The organism is Amycolatopsis keratiniphila (assembly GCF_000400635.2).
Taxonomy (GTDB): Bacteria; Actinomycetota; Actinomycetes; order Mycobacteriales; family Pseudonocardiaceae; genus Amycolatopsis; species Amycolatopsis keratiniphila.
Genome location: NC_021252.1, coordinates 4080576 through 4095935 on the forward strand (window position 1 = coordinate 4080576; position 15360 = coordinate 4095935).

A 15360-nucleotide genomic window follows, 5' to 3' on the forward strand; every position below is an offset into this window, starting at 1 on the left:
GGTTAGGGTCCGGCCGGTGGAGAGTCTGTTTCTGACCCGGGTGCTGGACGCGCTTCGATCGGGTGGCGACGAGGTGCTGTTCGTCCAGGACGGCGTGGAGACCGGCTACGGGCAGGCGCTCGAACTGGTACGCCGGATGTACGCGGGGCTGCCGGAGGGCGGGGTGGTCGCCATCGACGCCGGCAACCGGCCCGAAACCGTCCTCCTGCAGATCGCCGCCCAGCTGCGGGGTTCGACGGTTCTGCTCGTCGCCGCGTCGGCGAGTGCGCCGGATCGCCTCGCCGCGGTCGAGGCGGCCGGGGTCACGACCCTGGTGGCCGAGCACGCGGCGGACTGGCCGGACGGGGTGACCACGCTCGACGAACTGGTGGATCGTGACGGTGCCGACCCGGCTAGGCTGCCGGGGTCGGTCACCGTCGTGTTCCCCACCGGCGGCACCACCGGAACGCCGAAACTCATCCGGCACAGCGGGATCTACGACGGGATGGCCCATATCTTCGCGCCGGATCCGGCGGGGCCGGGACGCACCCTGCTGATCGCGCCGATGACGCATATGACCGGCAACGCCACCGTGCTGGGCGCGATCCTGCGGCGGGAAAGCGTGGTGCTGCTGCGGGGCTTCGACGCGGGCGCGGTCCTGGACGCGATCGCGGAACACCGGATCACCTCGTTGTCCCTCACCCCCGCGCGGCTGGCCGCGGTGCTCGACCATCCGGCCATGACGTCGACCGACGTCGGCAGTGTGCGGCAGCTTTCCCTGGGGGCCGCCCCGCTGCCGCCGCGGCGGCTGGCCCAGGCGCTCGACGTCTTCGGACCGGTGGTCGGGCAGGGATACGGGCTCACCGAGGCGCCGATGATCGCGAGCATCTCCGCGGCGGAACTCGACGGGCGGCCGGAGCGGCTCGAGTCCGTCGGCCGGATCGTCCCCGGCATGGAGGCACGGATCGACGAAGGGGAGGTGCTGGTGCGCGGACTGTCCATGATGGACGGCTACCACGGTTCGGTGCCGATCGGGGACGGCTGGCTGCGGACCGGTGATCTCGGGCGGTTCGACGACGAGGGCTATCTCTACCTGCTGGACCGGGCGAACGACGTCATCATCACCGGCGAGCACGGCACCAAGGTGTACTCGACCGTGGTCGAGAACGCGCTCGCGCGGCATCCGCTGATCCGTTCCGTGGCCGTGTTCGGTGTGCCGGGCGACGACGGCGAGGGCGAGCGGGTCCACGCCGTGGTGGTTCCGGTCGCTCCGGGGGCGCTGTCGGCCGACGAGGTCCGGGCCCATGCCAGGGATTTCTTCGGGCGGGAGCATTTCGTACCGTCCGATGTGGACTTCACCGGCGCGCTGCCGCTGACGGCGATCGGCAAGATCGACAAGCGGGCGCTGCGGGCACCGTTCTGGAGCGGGCACCGCCGCCGTATCGCCTGAGCCGGGGGAACTCGGTCGGGTGAGAGTGCTGCTGGGCCCGTATGCCGGTGTTACGGTCCGCCTGATCAGGCATTTCCGATCAGGAAGGACCCGGTGATGACCGCCGCACACCTTGAACACACCGGCCACTCGCACGCTCACGGCGAAGGATGCGGCCATGTCGCCGTACCCCACGGAGACCACGTCGACTATGTGCACGATGGACACCTGCACCGCGCTCACGACGGGCATTTCGACGAGTGTGAGGCCGGCGGCCACGTCCCGCACCAGGGTCACGACCACGCGCACGGCGAGGGTTGTGGCCATGTCGCGGTGCCGCATGGCGACCACGTCGACTACCTGCACGACGGCCACCGCCACGCCGTGCACGGGGACCACTACGACGACCACTGACTCTCGTCCTCGTGAGTGGTAAGGACGGTTAGAACCGTCCTTACCACTCACGAGGCGTACGCTCAGTGGACGTGTACCGCTTCCCACTCCGGGAACGGATCCGCGCCCGCCGGGCCGCCCGCCAAACATGCCTGAAGCGAGTCCAGCAGCGCGTCCTTCTCCAGCCCCACGCCGATGAACACGAGTTCCTGCCGCGGCGCCTCCTCGACCCCCTGCGGCTCGAACCGGGCGACCGAACCGGCCTGCGACCACAGCCCGGTCACCCCTGGCCGCGACGCCAGCGAGAAGAACCCCTTCGACCGCAGGACCGTCCCGAACTCCCCGGTGTCGAGCCGCCCGACGAAATCCCACAACCGCTCGGCGTCGAAGGCGAGCGGGGCACGGAACACGACGCTGGAGATCCCGTACTCCTCCGTCTCCGGCACGTGATCACCGTTGAGTTCCGCCACCCACCCGGGTGCTTCCTGCGCCCGCTCGATGTCGTAGCGCCCGGTGCCGAGCACCCGGTCGAGCGGGACGCGGCCGTGCGTGGAAACGACGACCTCGGCGGCCGGGTTGAGCCGCCGCAACACCGCCGTCAGCCGGTCGAGGGAGAGATCCGGGACCAGGTCCGCCTTGTTCAGCAGGAGGACGTCCGCGAACTCGATCTGGTCCATCAGCAGGTCGCTGACCGTCCGCTCGTCCCCGTCGTACTGGTCCAGCCCGCGTTCGGTCAGCCCGTCCCCGGCCGCCAGTTCCCGCTCGAAGTTCACCGCGTCGACCACGGTCACCATCGTGTCGAGCCGCGCGGAGTCCAGGAACGAGAACGTCGCCGCCACCGGCATCGGCTCGGAGATCCCGCTCGATTCGATGAGCAGGTAGTCGAACCGGCCGTCCTCACAGAGCCGCGAGACCTCCTCCAGGAGGTCGTCGCGCAAGGTGCAGCAGATGCAGCCGTTGGTCATCTCGACGAGCCGTTCCTCGGTGCGGGACAGGCTGTTCCCGTCCCGCACCAGCGCGGCGTCGATGTTGACCTCGCTCATGTCGTTCACGATCACCGCCACCCGCAGGCCGTCGCGGTTGGCGAGGACGTGGTTGAGCACGGTCGTCTTGCCCGCACCGAGGAACCCGGACAGCACCGTGACCGGCGTCGTCACTTCCCACCTTCGTGAAAATGCTTCATCAGCTTGCGGGGCACGAGTTTCGTCTCGCCGTTCACCTTGATCGGCACCAGATCCGGCACGGCCGCCTTCCACTGCGAACGACGGGACCGGGTGTTGCTGCGCGACATCTTCCGCTTCGGGACGGCCATTACTTCGACCCTCCGCGACGGCCGTAGCGGCGGTGGAACTTCTCGACCTGTCCGGCGCTGTCCATGATCCGCTGGTTGCCGGTCCAGAACGGATGCGACCACGAGCTGATCTCGACGTTCACCAGCGGATAGGTGTTGCCGTCGGTCCACTCGATGGTCTGCTCCGAGGTGGCGGTGGAGCGGGTCAGGAAGGCGTCCCCGGTGGAGAGGTCCTTGAACACCACAGGGTGGTAGTCGGGGTGGATACCCGGTTTCACTGCGTTTCGTCCTTTCGGTTCGACGCGTTCACGTCGTGCTTCTCGGGGTCGGTTTCCGTGTCCTCGCACGGTTCTTCGTGCCACTCGCCGAACGGATCCGGATAGCGGAGCCATTCCTGCTCACCGGCGGCGAGTTCCTCCTCGGTCAGCAGTGCCCCGTTCAGGGCGGCCTCGATCTCGTCGGGGGTGGCCTGATCGGTGACGACGACCAGTTCCTGCGCGCGGTCGCCGAACAGCGGGTCCCAGCGCAGGGACGCGAGGGTGCGGCGCTCGGGGGAGACGGTGGCCCAGTCCGGGCCGTCCGGGGCGGCGAGCCACGGCCCGGCGTGCCCGACCCCGAGGCCGCCGCCCGCGGATTCGATCCACAGCGCCATGTCCGGCTGGCTCGCCACCCAGAGCCGTCCCCGGGTGCGGACGACGCCGTCGAGCAGGACGTCGATCGCGTCGTGGAGGCGTTCCGGGTGGAACGGGCGCTGCGAGGTGAAGGTGAGCAGCCCGATCCCGCAGTCGGTGTGCAACGGCGGCTGGCCGCGCAACAACGGTCCGTGCATGTCGGTGACCTCGCCGCGCCGGGCGTCGGCGGGGACGGCGTCCAGCACGGTCCTCCCGTCCACTGAGGACAGTTCGACGCGGGGGATCGACGGCGCGACCCGGTCGAGCACGGCCGAGGCCTTCGCCGCGGACCACGCGTCGGTCGCCGCTCCGGCGAGGACGAGGAGATCGGCGAATTCGACCTGGGACAGCGCGACCTGCGCGACGGTGCGCTCGTCCTCGGGGCTGGCGAGCAGGTTCCGCTCGGCCAGCGTGTCGTCGCCGGTGCTGTCGGCCAGCCAGCCCGCGCAGTCGACGACCGTCAGCACGGCACGCAGGTCGACGTCCTCGATCACCGGCCGCTCGCCGACGAGGACGTTGTGCAGCGCCCAGCTGACCGGCTCGGGCTCCATCGCCTCGTCGAGCCGCACCACGATCCGCCGCACCTGCGGCATCCGGGAGAGCTTGCGCAGCAACGGCAACAGGTCTTCGCGCAGGGTGCACGAGACGCAGCCGTGTGCCAGTTCGAGAACCGTCAGCTGGTCGCGGTCGGCGAGCCGGATGCGCCGTCGGACCACTCCGGAGTGAATCTGCCTCAGGTCGTGATGCACGACGGCGGTGCCGGGTTCGGCGAGGCGCAGCCGCTCGGCGAGGTCGGCGTTCGGTCCCGGTGCGAGGCCACTGATCAGGACGAGGGGCACGCGGGGGTTGTCGGTCACTGAAGCTCCGGGGCGTCGAGGGCGTTCTGGTTCGGCTGTGTAGAGTAAATGAAAACGACAACCGATATCAACTTGGGAGGGTATATGTCCGCCGTGTGCCAGGTCACCGGCCGCAAGCCGGGCTACGGGAAGCAGGTGTCGCATTCGCATCGGCGCACGTCCCGGCGCTGGGAGCCGAACCTGCAGGCCAAGCGGTACTTCGTGCCGAGCGAAGGGCGCTGGGTCCGGCTGCGGGTCTCGGTGAAGGGCATGAAGACCATCGACAAGCGGGGCATCGAAGCCGTCGTGGCCGAGCTCCGCGCGAAAGGGGTGAAGCTCTGATGGCCAAGAGCACCGACATCCGGCCGATCATCAAGCTCCGCTCGACCGCCGGCACCGGCTACACCTACGTCACCAAGAAGAACCGCCGGAACGACCCGGATCGCATGGTGCTGCGCAAGTACGACCCGATCGCGCGCAAGCACGTCGAGTTCAAGGAGGAGCGCTGATGGCCAAGAAGTCGAAGATCGCCAAGAACGAGCAGCGCAAGGTCGTCGCCGCCCGCTACGTCGAACGGCGTCGTGAGCTGAAGGCCACCATCGCCTCGCCCTCCGCGTCGCCGGAGGAGAAGGCGGCCGCCGTGTCGGCGCTGCAGGCGATGCCGCGGGACGCCAGCGCGACCCGGATCCGCAATCGCGACGCCGCCGACGGCCGTCCTCGCGGTTACCTGCGGAAGTTCGGGCTCTCCCGCGTCCGGATGCGGCAGATGGCGCACAACGGCGAACTGCCCGGCGTCACGAAGTCGAGCTGGTGAGCGCGATGGGCAAGCCGAACCGCGACCGTCCGTACAAGCGCAAGACGAACCTGTTGCACGCCAACAAGATCACCGAGGTCGACTGGAAGGACGCCGATCTGCTGCGGAAGTTCATCTCCGACCGCGGCAAGATCCGCGCCCGCCGGGTCACCGGGCTGACGCCCCAGCAGCAGAAACAGGTCGCCACGGCGATCAAGAACGCCCGCGAGATGGCGTTGCTGCCCTACCCCAACGCGGGGCGCTGACGCCACCGGTCCGGGTGGTGCGACGCGCCGCCCGGACCGCGGGCCTGTGAAAGAATCGGCTTCATGACGGAGAGCCCCGGACAGGCCGAGGAATTCGATCCCGAACTGCTGGAGTTGTGGGCCAAGGTGTTCGGCTTCGCCCGTTCGGGCGCGACGGCCGAGCTCGCCGCGTACGTCGACGCGGGGATCTCGCCGAACCTGACCAACGACCGGGGCGACACGCTGGTCATGCTCGCCGCCTACCACGGCCACGCGGAGACCGTCGCGGCGCTGATCGAGCGCGGCGCCGACCCGAACCGCGAGAACGACCGCGGCCAGAGCCCGCTCGCCGGCGCGGTCTTCAAGAACGAGCCCGAGGTCGTGAAGGCGCTCCTCAAGGGCGGCGCGGACGCGACGGCGGGGGAGCCGTCGGCGATCGACGCGGCCAGGATGTTCGGCAACACCGAACTGCTGGCGCTGCTGGAGAGCTGAGGCGGTTCTCACTCGGATCGCGGTCCGGGGCGCTGAATCCTTACACTGCCCCGCATGGATGACCCGCATTACCTCTCCGGCCTCGACCTGGCCGGCCGTCGTGTCGTGATGATCGGTGGCGGGACGGTCGCCCAGCGCCGCCTGCCCCGGCTGATCAGTGCCGGCGCGCGGGTCGAACTGGTCTCGCCGCACACCACGCCGTCGGTGAGCGCCATGGCCGGCGCCGGCGAGATCGTCTGGCACGAACGCCGCTACACCGAGGGCGACCTCACCGACGCCTGGTACGCGCTGGCGTGCACGAACGACCCCGAGGTCAACGCCGCCGTCTGCGCCGAGGCCGAACGCGCGCGGGTGTTCTGTGTCCGCGCCGACGACGGCGATCTCGGCAGCGCGGTCACTCCGGCTTCCGGCAGGCACGGCGGGCTCCTGGTCGGCGTGCTCTCCGGCGGTGAGCCGCTGCGGTCGGCCACCGTCCGGGACAGCATCCTCGACGGCCTCCGGGCCGGCACCGTCGCCGACGGGCGCGTGCCGGACGCCCACGACGACCTCCCCGGCGTCGCCCTCGTGGGCGGTGGCCCCGGTGACCCGGAACTGATCACCGTCCGCGGCCGCCGCCTCCTCGCCAGGGCCGACGTCGTCGTCGCCGACCGGCTGGCCCCGCGCGAACTGCTCGACGAACTCGCGCCCCATGTCGAGATCGTCGACGCCGCGAAGATCCCGTACGGCCGCGCCGCCAGCCAGGACGTGATCAACTCCACCCTGATCGACCGGGCCAAGGCCGGGAAGTTCGTCGTGCGGCTCAAGGGCGGCGACCCGTACCTGTTCGGCCGCGGCTTCGAAGAAGTCCTCGCCTGCGCCGAAGCGGGCATCCCGGTGACGATGGTCCCCGGGATCACGAGCGCGTTCTCCGTCCCCGCCGCGGCGGACGTCCCGGTGACCCACCGCGGTGTCGCGCACGAGGTCGTCGTGGTGTCCGGTCACGTCGCGCCGGACGACGAGAAGTCGCTGGTGGACTGGGATCAGCTGGCGAAGATGCGCGGCACGATCGTGCTGATGATGGGGGTCGAGCGGTTGCCGCTGTTCGCCAAGGCGCTCCAGGCGGGGCGGCCGGGTGACACGCCGGTGGCCATCATCGAGGACGGCACCATGCGCACGCAGCGGGTTCTCCGCTCCACTTTGGACAAGGTGGTCGAGGACGCGGCGACGGCCGGGGTGCGGCCGCCCGCGGTGATCGTCTTCGGCCCGGTGGCGGGGCTGGCTCAGCCTTCGTAACCGGGGTCCGAGACGAAGAACCAGTCGGTCCCGTCGTCGCCGGGGGTGTCGAGGTGCTCCGCGCGGACCAGCCCGGCCCGCAGCGCCACCCGCTGTGACGCGACGTTCTCCGGCCGGACGCGGGCGATCACGAGGTCGTCCGGCCGGTGGGCCCGGGCCCAGTCCACCGCCGCGGTGGCGGCCTCGCCGGCGTATCCGGAACCCCAGGAAGCGGGGAACAGGCGGTAGAAGAGGTTCAGCACCGGGCGGCTCCGGAAGCCGACGATCTTGACCCCGCAGAACCCCAGCGGCTCCGCCGAGTCGTGGCGACGGACCGTCCAGTACCCGAAGCCGTACCGGTTCCACTGGTGCGACCAGCGGAGCAACAGCAGCTCCGCTTCCTTGCGTGTCTCCAGCAGATCCGAAGGGTTGTGGGCGCAGGCCTCTGGATCGGTGTGAAGGGCGAAGATCGCGTCGAGGTCTCCGGGATCCGGGCGGCGCAGGAGCAGCCGCCCGGTCCGCAGTTCTTCCGCGCCCGCGTCCCGGGCCGGGGCAGGCTCAACGGTCATGACAGCGCGCGGAGAAGTCGGCGATGGTGTCGGTCAGGCGCGTGGGGTCGAAGCGGAGTTCGACCGGGCTGCGGGCCTGGACGAACTCGGCCGCCGGCATGTCCGCGGCCAGCGTGTCCGCGTCGCCGAAGGGGTGGATCGGGTCGCGCTCGTGCCCGATGACCAGCGCCGGGGTCTCGATCTTGCACCGGACCGACTTGGGCGGCGCGATCCGGCCGAAGAGCACACCGTGCAGGAGCGCGGCCATCGGCGCGGGCCGCTGGGACAGCGTGTCGGTGACGACGTCGACCCACTGGTTGCCGTGCGGGACGAGTTTCGCCGCCAGCGCCACACCCTGCACGGTCACCGGCAGGAACCGGGCGGCCATGAGCAGCGGCGCGAACGTGATCAGCCCGGCGACGATCGCGTTGTCCAGCACCGGCATCTCGACGACCAGGCCGAGCGCGCGCTCCGGCGCGGCGACGCCCACTTCGAGCGCGACGTTGGCGCCCAGCGACGTCCCGCCGATGACGGCGGCGTCGATGTCCAGGTGGTCGAGCAGCGCGACGGTCTGCTCGGCGAACGCGGGCATCGAGTACAGCCAGGACTCGGTGGGCCGGTCCGAATCGCCGTGCCCGAGCAGGTCGAGGGTCACCGCCCGGAAACCGGCGCGGGCCAGCCTGCGGGCGAGCGGGGCGTGCATCCGCCGCGTCAGCATGATGCCGTGGGTGAGCACGACCACCCGGTCGCCGGAGCCGAACTCGGTGTAGGCGAGCCGGTGACCCTCATGGGTGAAGGATCCCGACAGTTCGATCGGCCGGGAGGATCGTTCCCGCCGCCGTCCGGGGGTCGGCGCGGGCAGGTCGGCGACCGCGGTGGCGCTGCTGGCCGGGCTCATATCCCACCGTCCTTCGTCGATCGTCGGTACTCACCGGTAGTACTCGCTGGTACCAGGAAAGCATCTCAGGGGCGGCCGGGCACAGTGGCCGTTGGCAGCCTGTCAATCACATGAGTCAAGATGACCCCATGACCGCTACAGCTGACAGTCTTCCCGATCTCGTTTCGCTCAAGGTGGAGATCGACGGGCACGTCGCCGAAGTGACGCTGCTCGGTCCGTCCAAGGGCAACGCGATGGGCCCCGATTTCTGGCGTGAGCTGCCGATCGTCTTCCGCGCGATCGACGCGGACCCGCAGGTCAGGGCGGTCGTGCTGACCGGGAGCGGCAAGCACTTCTCCTACGGGCTCGACCTGCCCGCCATGATGCCCAGCTGGGGCGAAATGCTCGGCGGCGACGCGCTCGCGGGCCCGCGGACCAAGTTCCTCGACGAGGTCCGGGCCCTCCAAGCGAGCGTGTCCTCGATCGCGGAATGTCGCAAACCGGTCATCGCGGCCATTTCCGGCTGGTGCATCGGCGGTGGCGTCGACGTGATCGCGGCCGCCGACATCCGGCTGGCGAGCGCCGACGCGAAGTTCAGCGTGCGCGAGGTCAAGGTCGCGATCGTGGCCGACCTCGGCAGCCTCCAGCGGCTCGCGCCGATCATCGGCGAGGGACACCTGCGCGAGCTGGCCCTGACCGGCAAGGACATCGACGCCGCCCGCGCGGAGAAGATCGGACTGGTCAACGACGTCTACGCGGATCAGGACACCCTGCTGGCCGAGGCCCGCAAGCTGGCGGCGGAGATCGCCACGAACCCGCCGCTGGTCGTGCAGGGCACCAAGAACGTCCTCTCGGCCAACACCGAACGTCAGGTCGCGGACGGCCTGCGTTACGTCTCGGCCTGGAACGCCGCCTTCCTGCCCAGCAAGGACCTCGGCGAGGCCGTGCAGGCCTTCCTCGAGCGCCGCGCGCCCGAGTTCAAGGGAGAGTAGAAAGAACCGGCGGCCCAACCAGCGGACCAGGAGGACGATCGTGAGCGCTTCGGAGGCATACCGCACGTTCCGCGAGGCACGGGACTATCTGCAGGCCCATCGCGAGGACTACGAAACCGCTTATCGGGACTTCACCTGGCCCCGGCCCGCCGAGTTCAACTGGGCGCTCGACTGGTTCGACGTGGTCGCGGCGGATCCGGCCAATCAGGACCGGTACGCGCTGTGGATCGTCGAAGAGGACGGCATCGAGAACCGCTGGACCTATCCGGAGATGGCGCGTCGGTCCAATCAGGTCGCGAACTGGCTGCGCTCGCTCGGCGTGACCAGGGGCGACCGGCTGATCCTGATGCTGGGCAACCAGGGCGAGCTGTGGCAGACGATCCTCGCCGCGATCAAACTGGGCGCCGTCATCATCCCGGCCTCGACCCTGCTCGGCCCGGCGGACCTCACCGACCGGGTCGAGCGGGGCGCGGCGAAACACGTCGTGATCCGGTCCGTCGACGCGCACAAGTTCGAGAACGTCGAGGGCGACTACACACGTATCGCCGTCGGTGAGCGCGTCGAGGGCTGGGAGTCCTTCGTGGACGCCTACGAGGAAGCGGACACCTTCACGCCCGACGGCCCGACGGCGGCGGAAGACCCGCTCCTGCTGTACTTCACCTCGGGGACCACCGCGAAGCCGAAACTGGTGCAGCACACCCACGTCTCGTACCCGGTCGGCCATCTGTCCACAATGTACTGGATCGGCCTCGAGCCGGGCGACGTCCACCTCAACATCTCCTCGCCCGGGTGGGCGAAACACGCGTGGAGCAACGTCTTCGCGCCGTGGAACGCCGAGGCGACGGTGTTCCTCTACAACTACGCGCGGTTCGACGCGGTCTCGCTGATGGCGCAGATGGAACGGTGCGGCATCACCAGTTTTTGCGCCCCGCCGACGGTGTGGCGGATGCTTATCCAGGCCGATCTGACCGTGCTGAAGACGCCGCCGCGCAAGGTGGTCGGCGCGGGCGAGCCGCTCAACCCCGAGGTGATCGACCAGGTCGAAAAGGCTTGGGGTGTCACGATTCGCGACGGTTTCGGGCAGACGGAGAGCAGCGTCCAGATCGCCAACACCCCCGGACAGGACGTCGTGCCGGGGTCGATGGGCCGCCCGCTGCCGGGCTTCACCGTGGCACTCGTGGACCCCGTGACCGGGGAGCGCGCGCAGGAGGGCGAGATCTGCCTCGACCTCGACAAGCGGCCGGTGGGGCTGATGGCCGGATACGCCGACGACGAGGAACGCTCCGCCGCGGCCTTCGCGAACGGCTTCTACCACACCGGTGACGTCGGTTCGATCGACGAACGCGGCTACATCACCTACGTGGGCCGGACGGACGACGTCTTCAAGGCGTCGGACTACCGGATCTCGCCGTTCGAGCTGGAAAGTGTCCTGCTGGAACACGAAGCGGTCGCCGAAGCCGCCGTCGTTCCCGCACCCGACCCGATCCGCCTCGCGGTACCGAAGGCGTATGTCGTCCTGACGAACGGACATGAACCGACGGCCGACACCGCGGTGTCCATCCTGGCCTTCTGCCGGGAACATTTGGCCCCGTACAAGCGAATCCGGCGGCTGGAATTCACCGAGCTGCCCAAGACGATCTCCGGCAAGATCCGGCGGGTCGAACTGCGAGGCCGCGAGAACGAGGCCGACGGGCGCCCGGCGGGGGAGTTCCGCGAGGAGGACTTCCCCCAGCTGAAGGGCTGATGACAGGGGCCTGAACTCCGAACTCGCGTGATTGGACACGGAACTCGCGTGATCGGGGGCGGAACTCGCGTGATCCGGCGCGTTCCGCCTTCAATCACGCGAGTCACGTCTCCGATCACGCGAGTTCCGGGTTCGAGCGTGTGGGTCGAACGACCCACAGCGCGGTAACCGGAACCGCGTTAGCATCCTCGGCAGTGAATCGTTGACAACCCGTGGGGGTCACGGGTCTCACCTTCCCTGCTTCGAAAGGTGTTCCTGTCATGCGCATTCGTTTCCTCCTGCCGATGCTCGCCCTGGTGGCGGGGCTCGGTACCGCGGTGGTGGCCACCCCGGCCGCCGCCGATCCAGGCCCGGTGACAGCGGGCGAAGTGTCCGTCGCCGACGCCTGCTACTCCTGGGGACGCACGTTGTCGGAAGGCGCGTCCGGTGAGGACGTCCGGCAGCTGCAGATCCGCGTGGCCGGGTACCCCGGTTACGGTGGCGTGCTCGCGCTCGACGGCCAGTTCGGCGCGGGGACCAAGGCCGCGGTCACCCGTTTCCAGCAGGCGTACGGGCTGGGGGCGGACGGCATCGCCGGTCCGGCCACGTTCTCGAAGCTCTACGCGTTGCAGGACGACGACTGCACGCCGATCAACTTCACCTACGCGGAACTGAACCGGTGCAACTCCGACTGGTCGGGCGGCAACGTCCCGCCGGCGACGGCGAAGGCCAACGCGCTGGTCTCGATGTGGAAGCTGCAGGCGATGCGGCACGCCATGGGCGACCGGCCGATCGACGTCAACGGCGGTTTCCGCAGCGTCGCCTGCAACAACGCGGTCGGCGGCGCGACCAACAGCCGTCATCTCTACGGTGACGCCGTCGATCTCGGTGCCGGCTCACAGGGTTTCTGCGGGCTGGCGAAGCAGGCCCGTAACCACGGGTTCGCGGAGATCCTCGGGCCGGGCTACCCCGGTCACAACGATCACACGCACGTGGCACACCGGTCGACGCGGTTCTGGTCGGCGTCCTCCTGCGGGATCTGAGTCACTCCCAGCGCCACAGCGACGGCGGCCGTCCTCCCTTGGGGAGGGCGGCCGCGTGTTCGGTGGTACGCCGCAGACCGGGGACCCGCTCCATCGTCCGGCCGAGATTGGCCGGATAGGGGCGGTCCCCGGTCAGCGCTTCGGTGGCGTCCAACGCCTGTGCCGTGGTGAAGATCGGGCCCAGCAGCCCGGCGGTGAAGGCGACGTCCCGCCACAGCCGTTCGGCCAGCATCGGCCGGCAGTCCGCGACGATCCGGTCGTGGTCGAACGCCAGCGGCGGGACCTCGTCCAGCGGCACCCAGACGACGTTCCCCGGATCGTCGAGCGCGGGACTCACCGTGGCCCACAAGGCGATGGAGAGCGTGGGGCCGCGGGGATCACGGTTCGGCTCGTCGAAGGTGGCGAGCTGTCCGGTCGCCGAGACCGCGTCGGGCGGGAGGCCGAGTTTGCCGACCACCGCCCGGCTCGCCGCCTCCCGCAACCGTTCCCCGAGCCCCAGTAGCACCCCGGGCAGGGCGAGCTCCCCCTCGAAGGGCTCAGCCGCCCGCGGCGCGATTCCCAGCAGCACGTTCCGGGTGCCGGGGGCGAACCGCACCACGAGCACGTCAACGGACACCGGCGTCGAATCGATCACGCGTTGATTGTCGACCTTGCCTCCGCGACCCGGTAACCCGCCCTGTCCGGGCCGTACCCCATGACGGCCACCGGCAGCCGCGCGCCGAACCACGCCAGCGGATCCGGCAGATCGACGGCGGCCGAACCGTCCCGGGGCACGACCTTCAGCCCGGTCGCGTCGAGATGGGTCACCGCGAGCGCGTCCACGCCATCGCAGGCCGCGATCGCGTAATCCAGCAGGGCCGCGTCGAGATGGCCCGCCCGCCACGCGCCCTGGAACTCGCCGGTTTCGTTGTGCGCCTCGGGAAAGCGGGCGAGTACGGCGGCGGATTCGGTCGGCAGCGGTCCCGCGCCGTGCCGGGTGAGGTACGTCCGCGTCACCCCCACGACGGTGTGCGGACGCCCGCCCAACAGGGCACGGGCGTTGTGCGGCGTGGTCGTCGACCAGGTCGTATGCGGATGGAACCCGTGGTACTGGTCGAGGAGAGCCCCCTGCGCTCCCTCGAACACCAGCCGCCCGGAATCCGCCAGCCGCCCCGTTTCGTCCCCGTCGGTGATCCGCACCGCGCCCGCGAAATCGCGGTACAGCGCCACCAGTTCGTCCACGCTGTGCGGTGGCGTGGCGAGCGGCGCGTAGAACCGCGCGAGCGCGTCCAGCTTGCGCCGCAACACCGACGGCCGGGCGCAGTCGGCGACCGTGGGCGCTTCCCCCGGCGTCCCGATCACCTCCTGGCTCTCCACGACGTCCCCCGGCGCGGCCCCGGGCAACAGCGAGTACCAGACGGTCTCGCCGATGCCCTTGCCGCACGAACCGTGCCGGTTCACGCCGCGGGCCTGTTCTCTGGCCCGGTTGGCGTAAATGTGGAACGGCGTCGTGAGCAGAGCCCGGCCGTCCACACTCAGCAGCGAGAGCGGATTCCGGACGCCGACCGCTTCGAGCCGCCGGGCTTCCGCGGCCAGCGCGAACGGCTCGACGAGCACGAACCGTGACAGATGGGTGGGCACGCCGGCGAACGTGCCCGCCCCGAACTGGCTGAAGGTGTGGTGCCGCCCGTCCACGACGACGTTGTGCGCGGCCTGCGCGCCGCCGTTGAAGCGGACCACCGCGGTGGTGGGCCGGGCGGCGCAGAGCGCGTCGACCACCGCGCCCTTGCCTTCGTCGCCGAAGCCGAGCCCGACCACCACCACGTGACCGTCCAGGAGACTCATCGCAGCACCACGTCGCTCGGCCCGTCGGCCTCGGGCACCGCCGACGTGACGACCGATTTGGTGCCCAGCCTCGCCAGCGCCTTGCCGACGGCCTTGCTTTCGGCGACCGAGCCGACGTCCGCGAGGTCGGCGAGCGCGCGGTCGACGTCGACCACCCGCTCTTCCAGCCCGATGGTGGCGGCGATCAGTTCGCATACCGCGCCCGGGTCGTCCAGCTTCAGGAAGTTCTGGCCAAGCAGATCGCTCCAGTGCTCACCGATCTGCGGGTCGTTGTAGTACGAAGACTGGTTCGGCAGCACGAAGTACACGTGCCACTTGCGGGCCAGCTCCCGGTACACCGAGGCCGGGTCGATGTCCTCCCGCACGTCGTCCCCGATCACGCGGCGGATGTGACGGGCCTCCAGCGCGGGCTTGTTCAGCTCGTCGCCGATGATGAACAGATAGCCCTTACGACCGCGGTTCTGCCACGCGTCGGTCACGACGTGCCGCGCCATGAAGTACGCGGCCAGCTCGTAGGACTCGCTCTTCTGCCCGCCGCCCCCGCCTTCGAGGAAGATCGTGCGCAGCTGCTCGTCCATCCGGTTGTCCGATTCGAACTGCCCGACCTGTAAGGGAACCCGGTCGCTGTCGGCGTCGCCGATCGCGCCGAACAGCACCTGCGGGTCGGCCAGGTAGCCCCGGCGCTTCAGCAGACCGTGCAGCTTGCCGAGCTTGCCCTGCATGATCCGCGGCACCCGGCGCATCGACCCGGTGACGTCGAACAGCACCGCGATCGGCGTCGAATCGGTGTGGTCGGCCGAATCCCGGCATTCCCGCACGGCGTTCAACGGGTCGAGCGCGGGTGCGACCTTCCATTCCTTCGCGGGCTTGGAGCGGAGATCGGCGGTGTAGCCGAAGTCGTCCTCGCCCTTGGCCGCGCGGAAGGTCTTCGCGGCGGCGTAGGCGTTGTCGTCCCAGTGTCCGTGTCCCATGG

General features: G+C 69.9%; 20 protein-coding genes. 11 read left to right on the forward strand and 9 right to left on the reverse strand.

Annotation, left to right across the window (positions count from 1 at the left end; translation table 11 throughout):
- Positions 1-16 precede the first annotated feature (16 nt).
- Both AORI_RS59480 and AORI_RS59485 read left to right on the forward strand, forming a co-directional pair.
- On the forward strand, positions 17-1429 hold the full coding sequence (locus AORI_RS59480; protein ID WP_016334051.1) for an AMP-binding protein: 1413 nt from the start codon (positions 17-19) through the stop codon (positions 1427-1429).
- Positions 1430-1525: 96 nt separating this feature from the next.
- A complete protein-coding gene (locus tag AORI_RS59485) occupies positions 1526-1822 on the forward strand; it encodes a hypothetical protein (RefSeq protein WP_016334052.1) in 297 nt (98 codons plus the stop codon).
- A gap of 62 nt (positions 1823-1884) precedes the next feature.
- Here the strand turns inward: AORI_RS59485 and AORI_RS59490 are convergent, their stop codons facing one another.
- The 4 genes from AORI_RS59490 to mrf are packed head-to-tail and all read right to left on the reverse strand — an operon-like array spanning position 1885 to position 4620.
- Entirely contained in the window at positions 1885-2958 is a 1074-nt protein-coding gene (locus AORI_RS59490) for a GTP-binding protein (protein ID WP_016334053.1), read from the reverse strand.
- Complete coding sequence (gene rpmF, locus AORI_RS59495) at positions 2955-3113, reverse strand: 50S ribosomal protein L32 (protein ID WP_016334054.1); 159 nt, start codon at positions 3111-3113, stop codon at positions 2955-2957. Before rpmF ends, AORI_RS59490 begins: the two co-directional genes overlap by 4 nt.
- On the reverse strand, positions 3113-3370 hold the full coding sequence (locus AORI_RS59500; protein WP_016334055.1) for a type B 50S ribosomal protein L31: 258 nt from the start codon (positions 3368-3370) through the stop codon (positions 3113-3115). Before AORI_RS59500 ends, rpmF begins: the two co-directional genes overlap by 1 nt.
- Positions 3367-4620 carry a ribosome hibernation factor-recruiting GTPase MRF gene (mrf, locus tag AORI_RS59505; RefSeq protein WP_016334056.1) on the reverse strand — a complete coding sequence of 418 codons (1254 nt, stop codon included), beginning with the start codon at positions 4618-4620 and terminating at the stop codon, positions 3367-3369. Before mrf ends, AORI_RS59500 begins: the two co-directional genes overlap by 4 nt.
- 84 nt (positions 4621-4704) lie before the next feature.
- Between mrf and rpmB the strand changes: the two genes are divergently transcribed.
- The 6 genes from rpmB to cobA all read left to right on the forward strand — a co-directional run bounded on the left by rpmB (position 4705) and on the right by cobA (position 7401).
- Positions 4705-4941, forward strand: coding sequence for a 50S ribosomal protein L28 (gene rpmB / locus AORI_RS59510; RefSeq protein ID WP_005149951.1), 237 nt, complete (start codon positions 4705-4707; stop codon positions 4939-4941).
- Complete coding sequence (rpmG, locus tag AORI_RS59515; protein WP_016334057.1) at positions 4941-5108, forward strand: 50S ribosomal protein L33; 168 nt, start codon at positions 4941-4943, stop codon at positions 5106-5108. The genes rpmB and rpmG overlap by 1 nt, the downstream gene beginning before the upstream one ends.
- Positions 5108-5413 carry a 30S ribosomal protein S14 gene (gene rpsN / locus AORI_RS59520; protein ID WP_016334058.1) on the forward strand — a complete coding sequence of 102 codons (306 nt, stop codon included), beginning with the start codon at positions 5108-5110 and terminating at the stop codon, positions 5411-5413. Before rpmG ends, rpsN begins: the two co-directional genes overlap by 1 nt.
- Positions 5410-5658 carry a 30S ribosomal protein S18 gene (gene rpsR, locus AORI_RS59525; protein ID WP_016334059.1) on the forward strand — a complete coding sequence of 83 codons (249 nt, stop codon included), beginning with the start codon at positions 5410-5412 and terminating at the stop codon, positions 5656-5658. Before rpsN ends, rpsR begins: the two co-directional genes overlap by 4 nt.
- 63 nt (positions 5659-5721) lie before the next feature.
- Positions 5722-6129, forward strand: a complete 408-nt coding sequence (locus AORI_RS59530; protein ID WP_016334060.1) for an ankyrin repeat domain-containing protein — start codon at positions 5722-5724, stop codon at positions 6127-6129.
- A 54-nt stretch (positions 6130-6183) separates the two neighbouring features.
- Positions 6184-7401 carry a uroporphyrinogen-III C-methyltransferase gene (gene cobA / locus AORI_RS59535; protein ID WP_016334061.1) on the forward strand — a complete coding sequence of 406 codons (1218 nt, stop codon included), beginning with the start codon at positions 6184-6186 and terminating at the stop codon, positions 7399-7401.
- Here cobA and AORI_RS59540 read toward each other — a convergent pair.
- Together AORI_RS59540 and AORI_RS59545 are read right to left on the reverse strand one after the other, a co-directional pair.
- Complete coding sequence (locus tag AORI_RS59540) at positions 7389-7949, reverse strand: GNAT family N-acetyltransferase (protein WP_016334062.1); 561 nt, start codon at positions 7947-7949, stop codon at positions 7389-7391. The two genes, cobA and AORI_RS59540, sit on opposite strands and share 13 nt — an antisense overlap.
- A complete protein-coding gene (locus AORI_RS59545; RefSeq protein ID WP_016334063.1) occupies positions 7939-8826 on the reverse strand; it encodes an alpha/beta fold hydrolase in 888 nt (295 codons plus the stop codon). Before AORI_RS59545 ends, AORI_RS59540 begins: the two co-directional genes overlap by 11 nt.
- A gap of 128 nt (positions 8827-8954) precedes the next feature.
- Here AORI_RS59545 and AORI_RS59550 point away from each other — a divergent pair, with 128 nt between their 5' ends.
- From AORI_RS59550 to AORI_RS59560, 3 genes are all read left to right on the forward strand, one after another.
- The gene (locus AORI_RS59550; RefSeq protein ID WP_016334064.1) at positions 8955-9797 is read left to right on the forward strand and encodes a crotonase/enoyl-CoA hydratase family protein; all 843 of its coding nucleotides are present in this window, start codon (positions 8955-8957) and stop codon (positions 9795-9797) included.
- A gap of 40 nt (positions 9798-9837) precedes the next feature.
- Positions 9838-11541 carry an AMP-binding protein gene (locus AORI_RS59555; RefSeq protein WP_016334065.1) on the forward strand — a complete coding sequence of 568 codons (1704 nt, stop codon included), beginning with the start codon at positions 9838-9840 and terminating at the stop codon, positions 11539-11541.
- A gap of 260 nt (positions 11542-11801) precedes the next feature.
- Positions 11802-12563 carry a D-Ala-D-Ala carboxypeptidase family metallohydrolase gene (locus tag AORI_RS59560; protein WP_016334066.1) on the forward strand — a complete coding sequence of 254 codons (762 nt, stop codon included), beginning with the start codon at positions 11802-11804 and terminating at the stop codon, positions 12561-12563.
- A gap of 1 nt (position 12564) precedes the next feature.
- Here the strand turns inward: AORI_RS59560 and AORI_RS59565 are convergent, their stop codons facing one another.
- From AORI_RS59565 to AORI_RS59575, 3 genes are read right to left on the reverse strand one after another with little or no spacing between them, the layout of a single operon-like run.
- Positions 12565-13197: an NUDIX domain-containing protein gene (locus AORI_RS59565; RefSeq protein WP_016334067.1), complete on the reverse strand. Its 633-nt coding sequence runs from the start codon at positions 13195-13197 to the stop codon at positions 12565-12567.
- Positions 13194-14387, reverse strand: a complete 1194-nt coding sequence (locus AORI_RS59570; RefSeq protein ID WP_016334068.1) for an adenylosuccinate synthetase — start codon at positions 14385-14387, stop codon at positions 13194-13196. Before AORI_RS59570 ends, AORI_RS59565 begins: the two co-directional genes overlap by 4 nt.
- Positions 14384-15358: a hypothetical protein gene (locus AORI_RS59575; RefSeq protein ID WP_016334069.1), complete on the reverse strand. Its 975-nt coding sequence runs from the start codon at positions 15356-15358 to the stop codon at positions 14384-14386. The genes AORI_RS59570 and AORI_RS59575 overlap by 4 nt, the downstream gene beginning before the upstream one ends.
- Between the last annotated feature and the right edge of the window lie 2 nt (positions 15359-15360).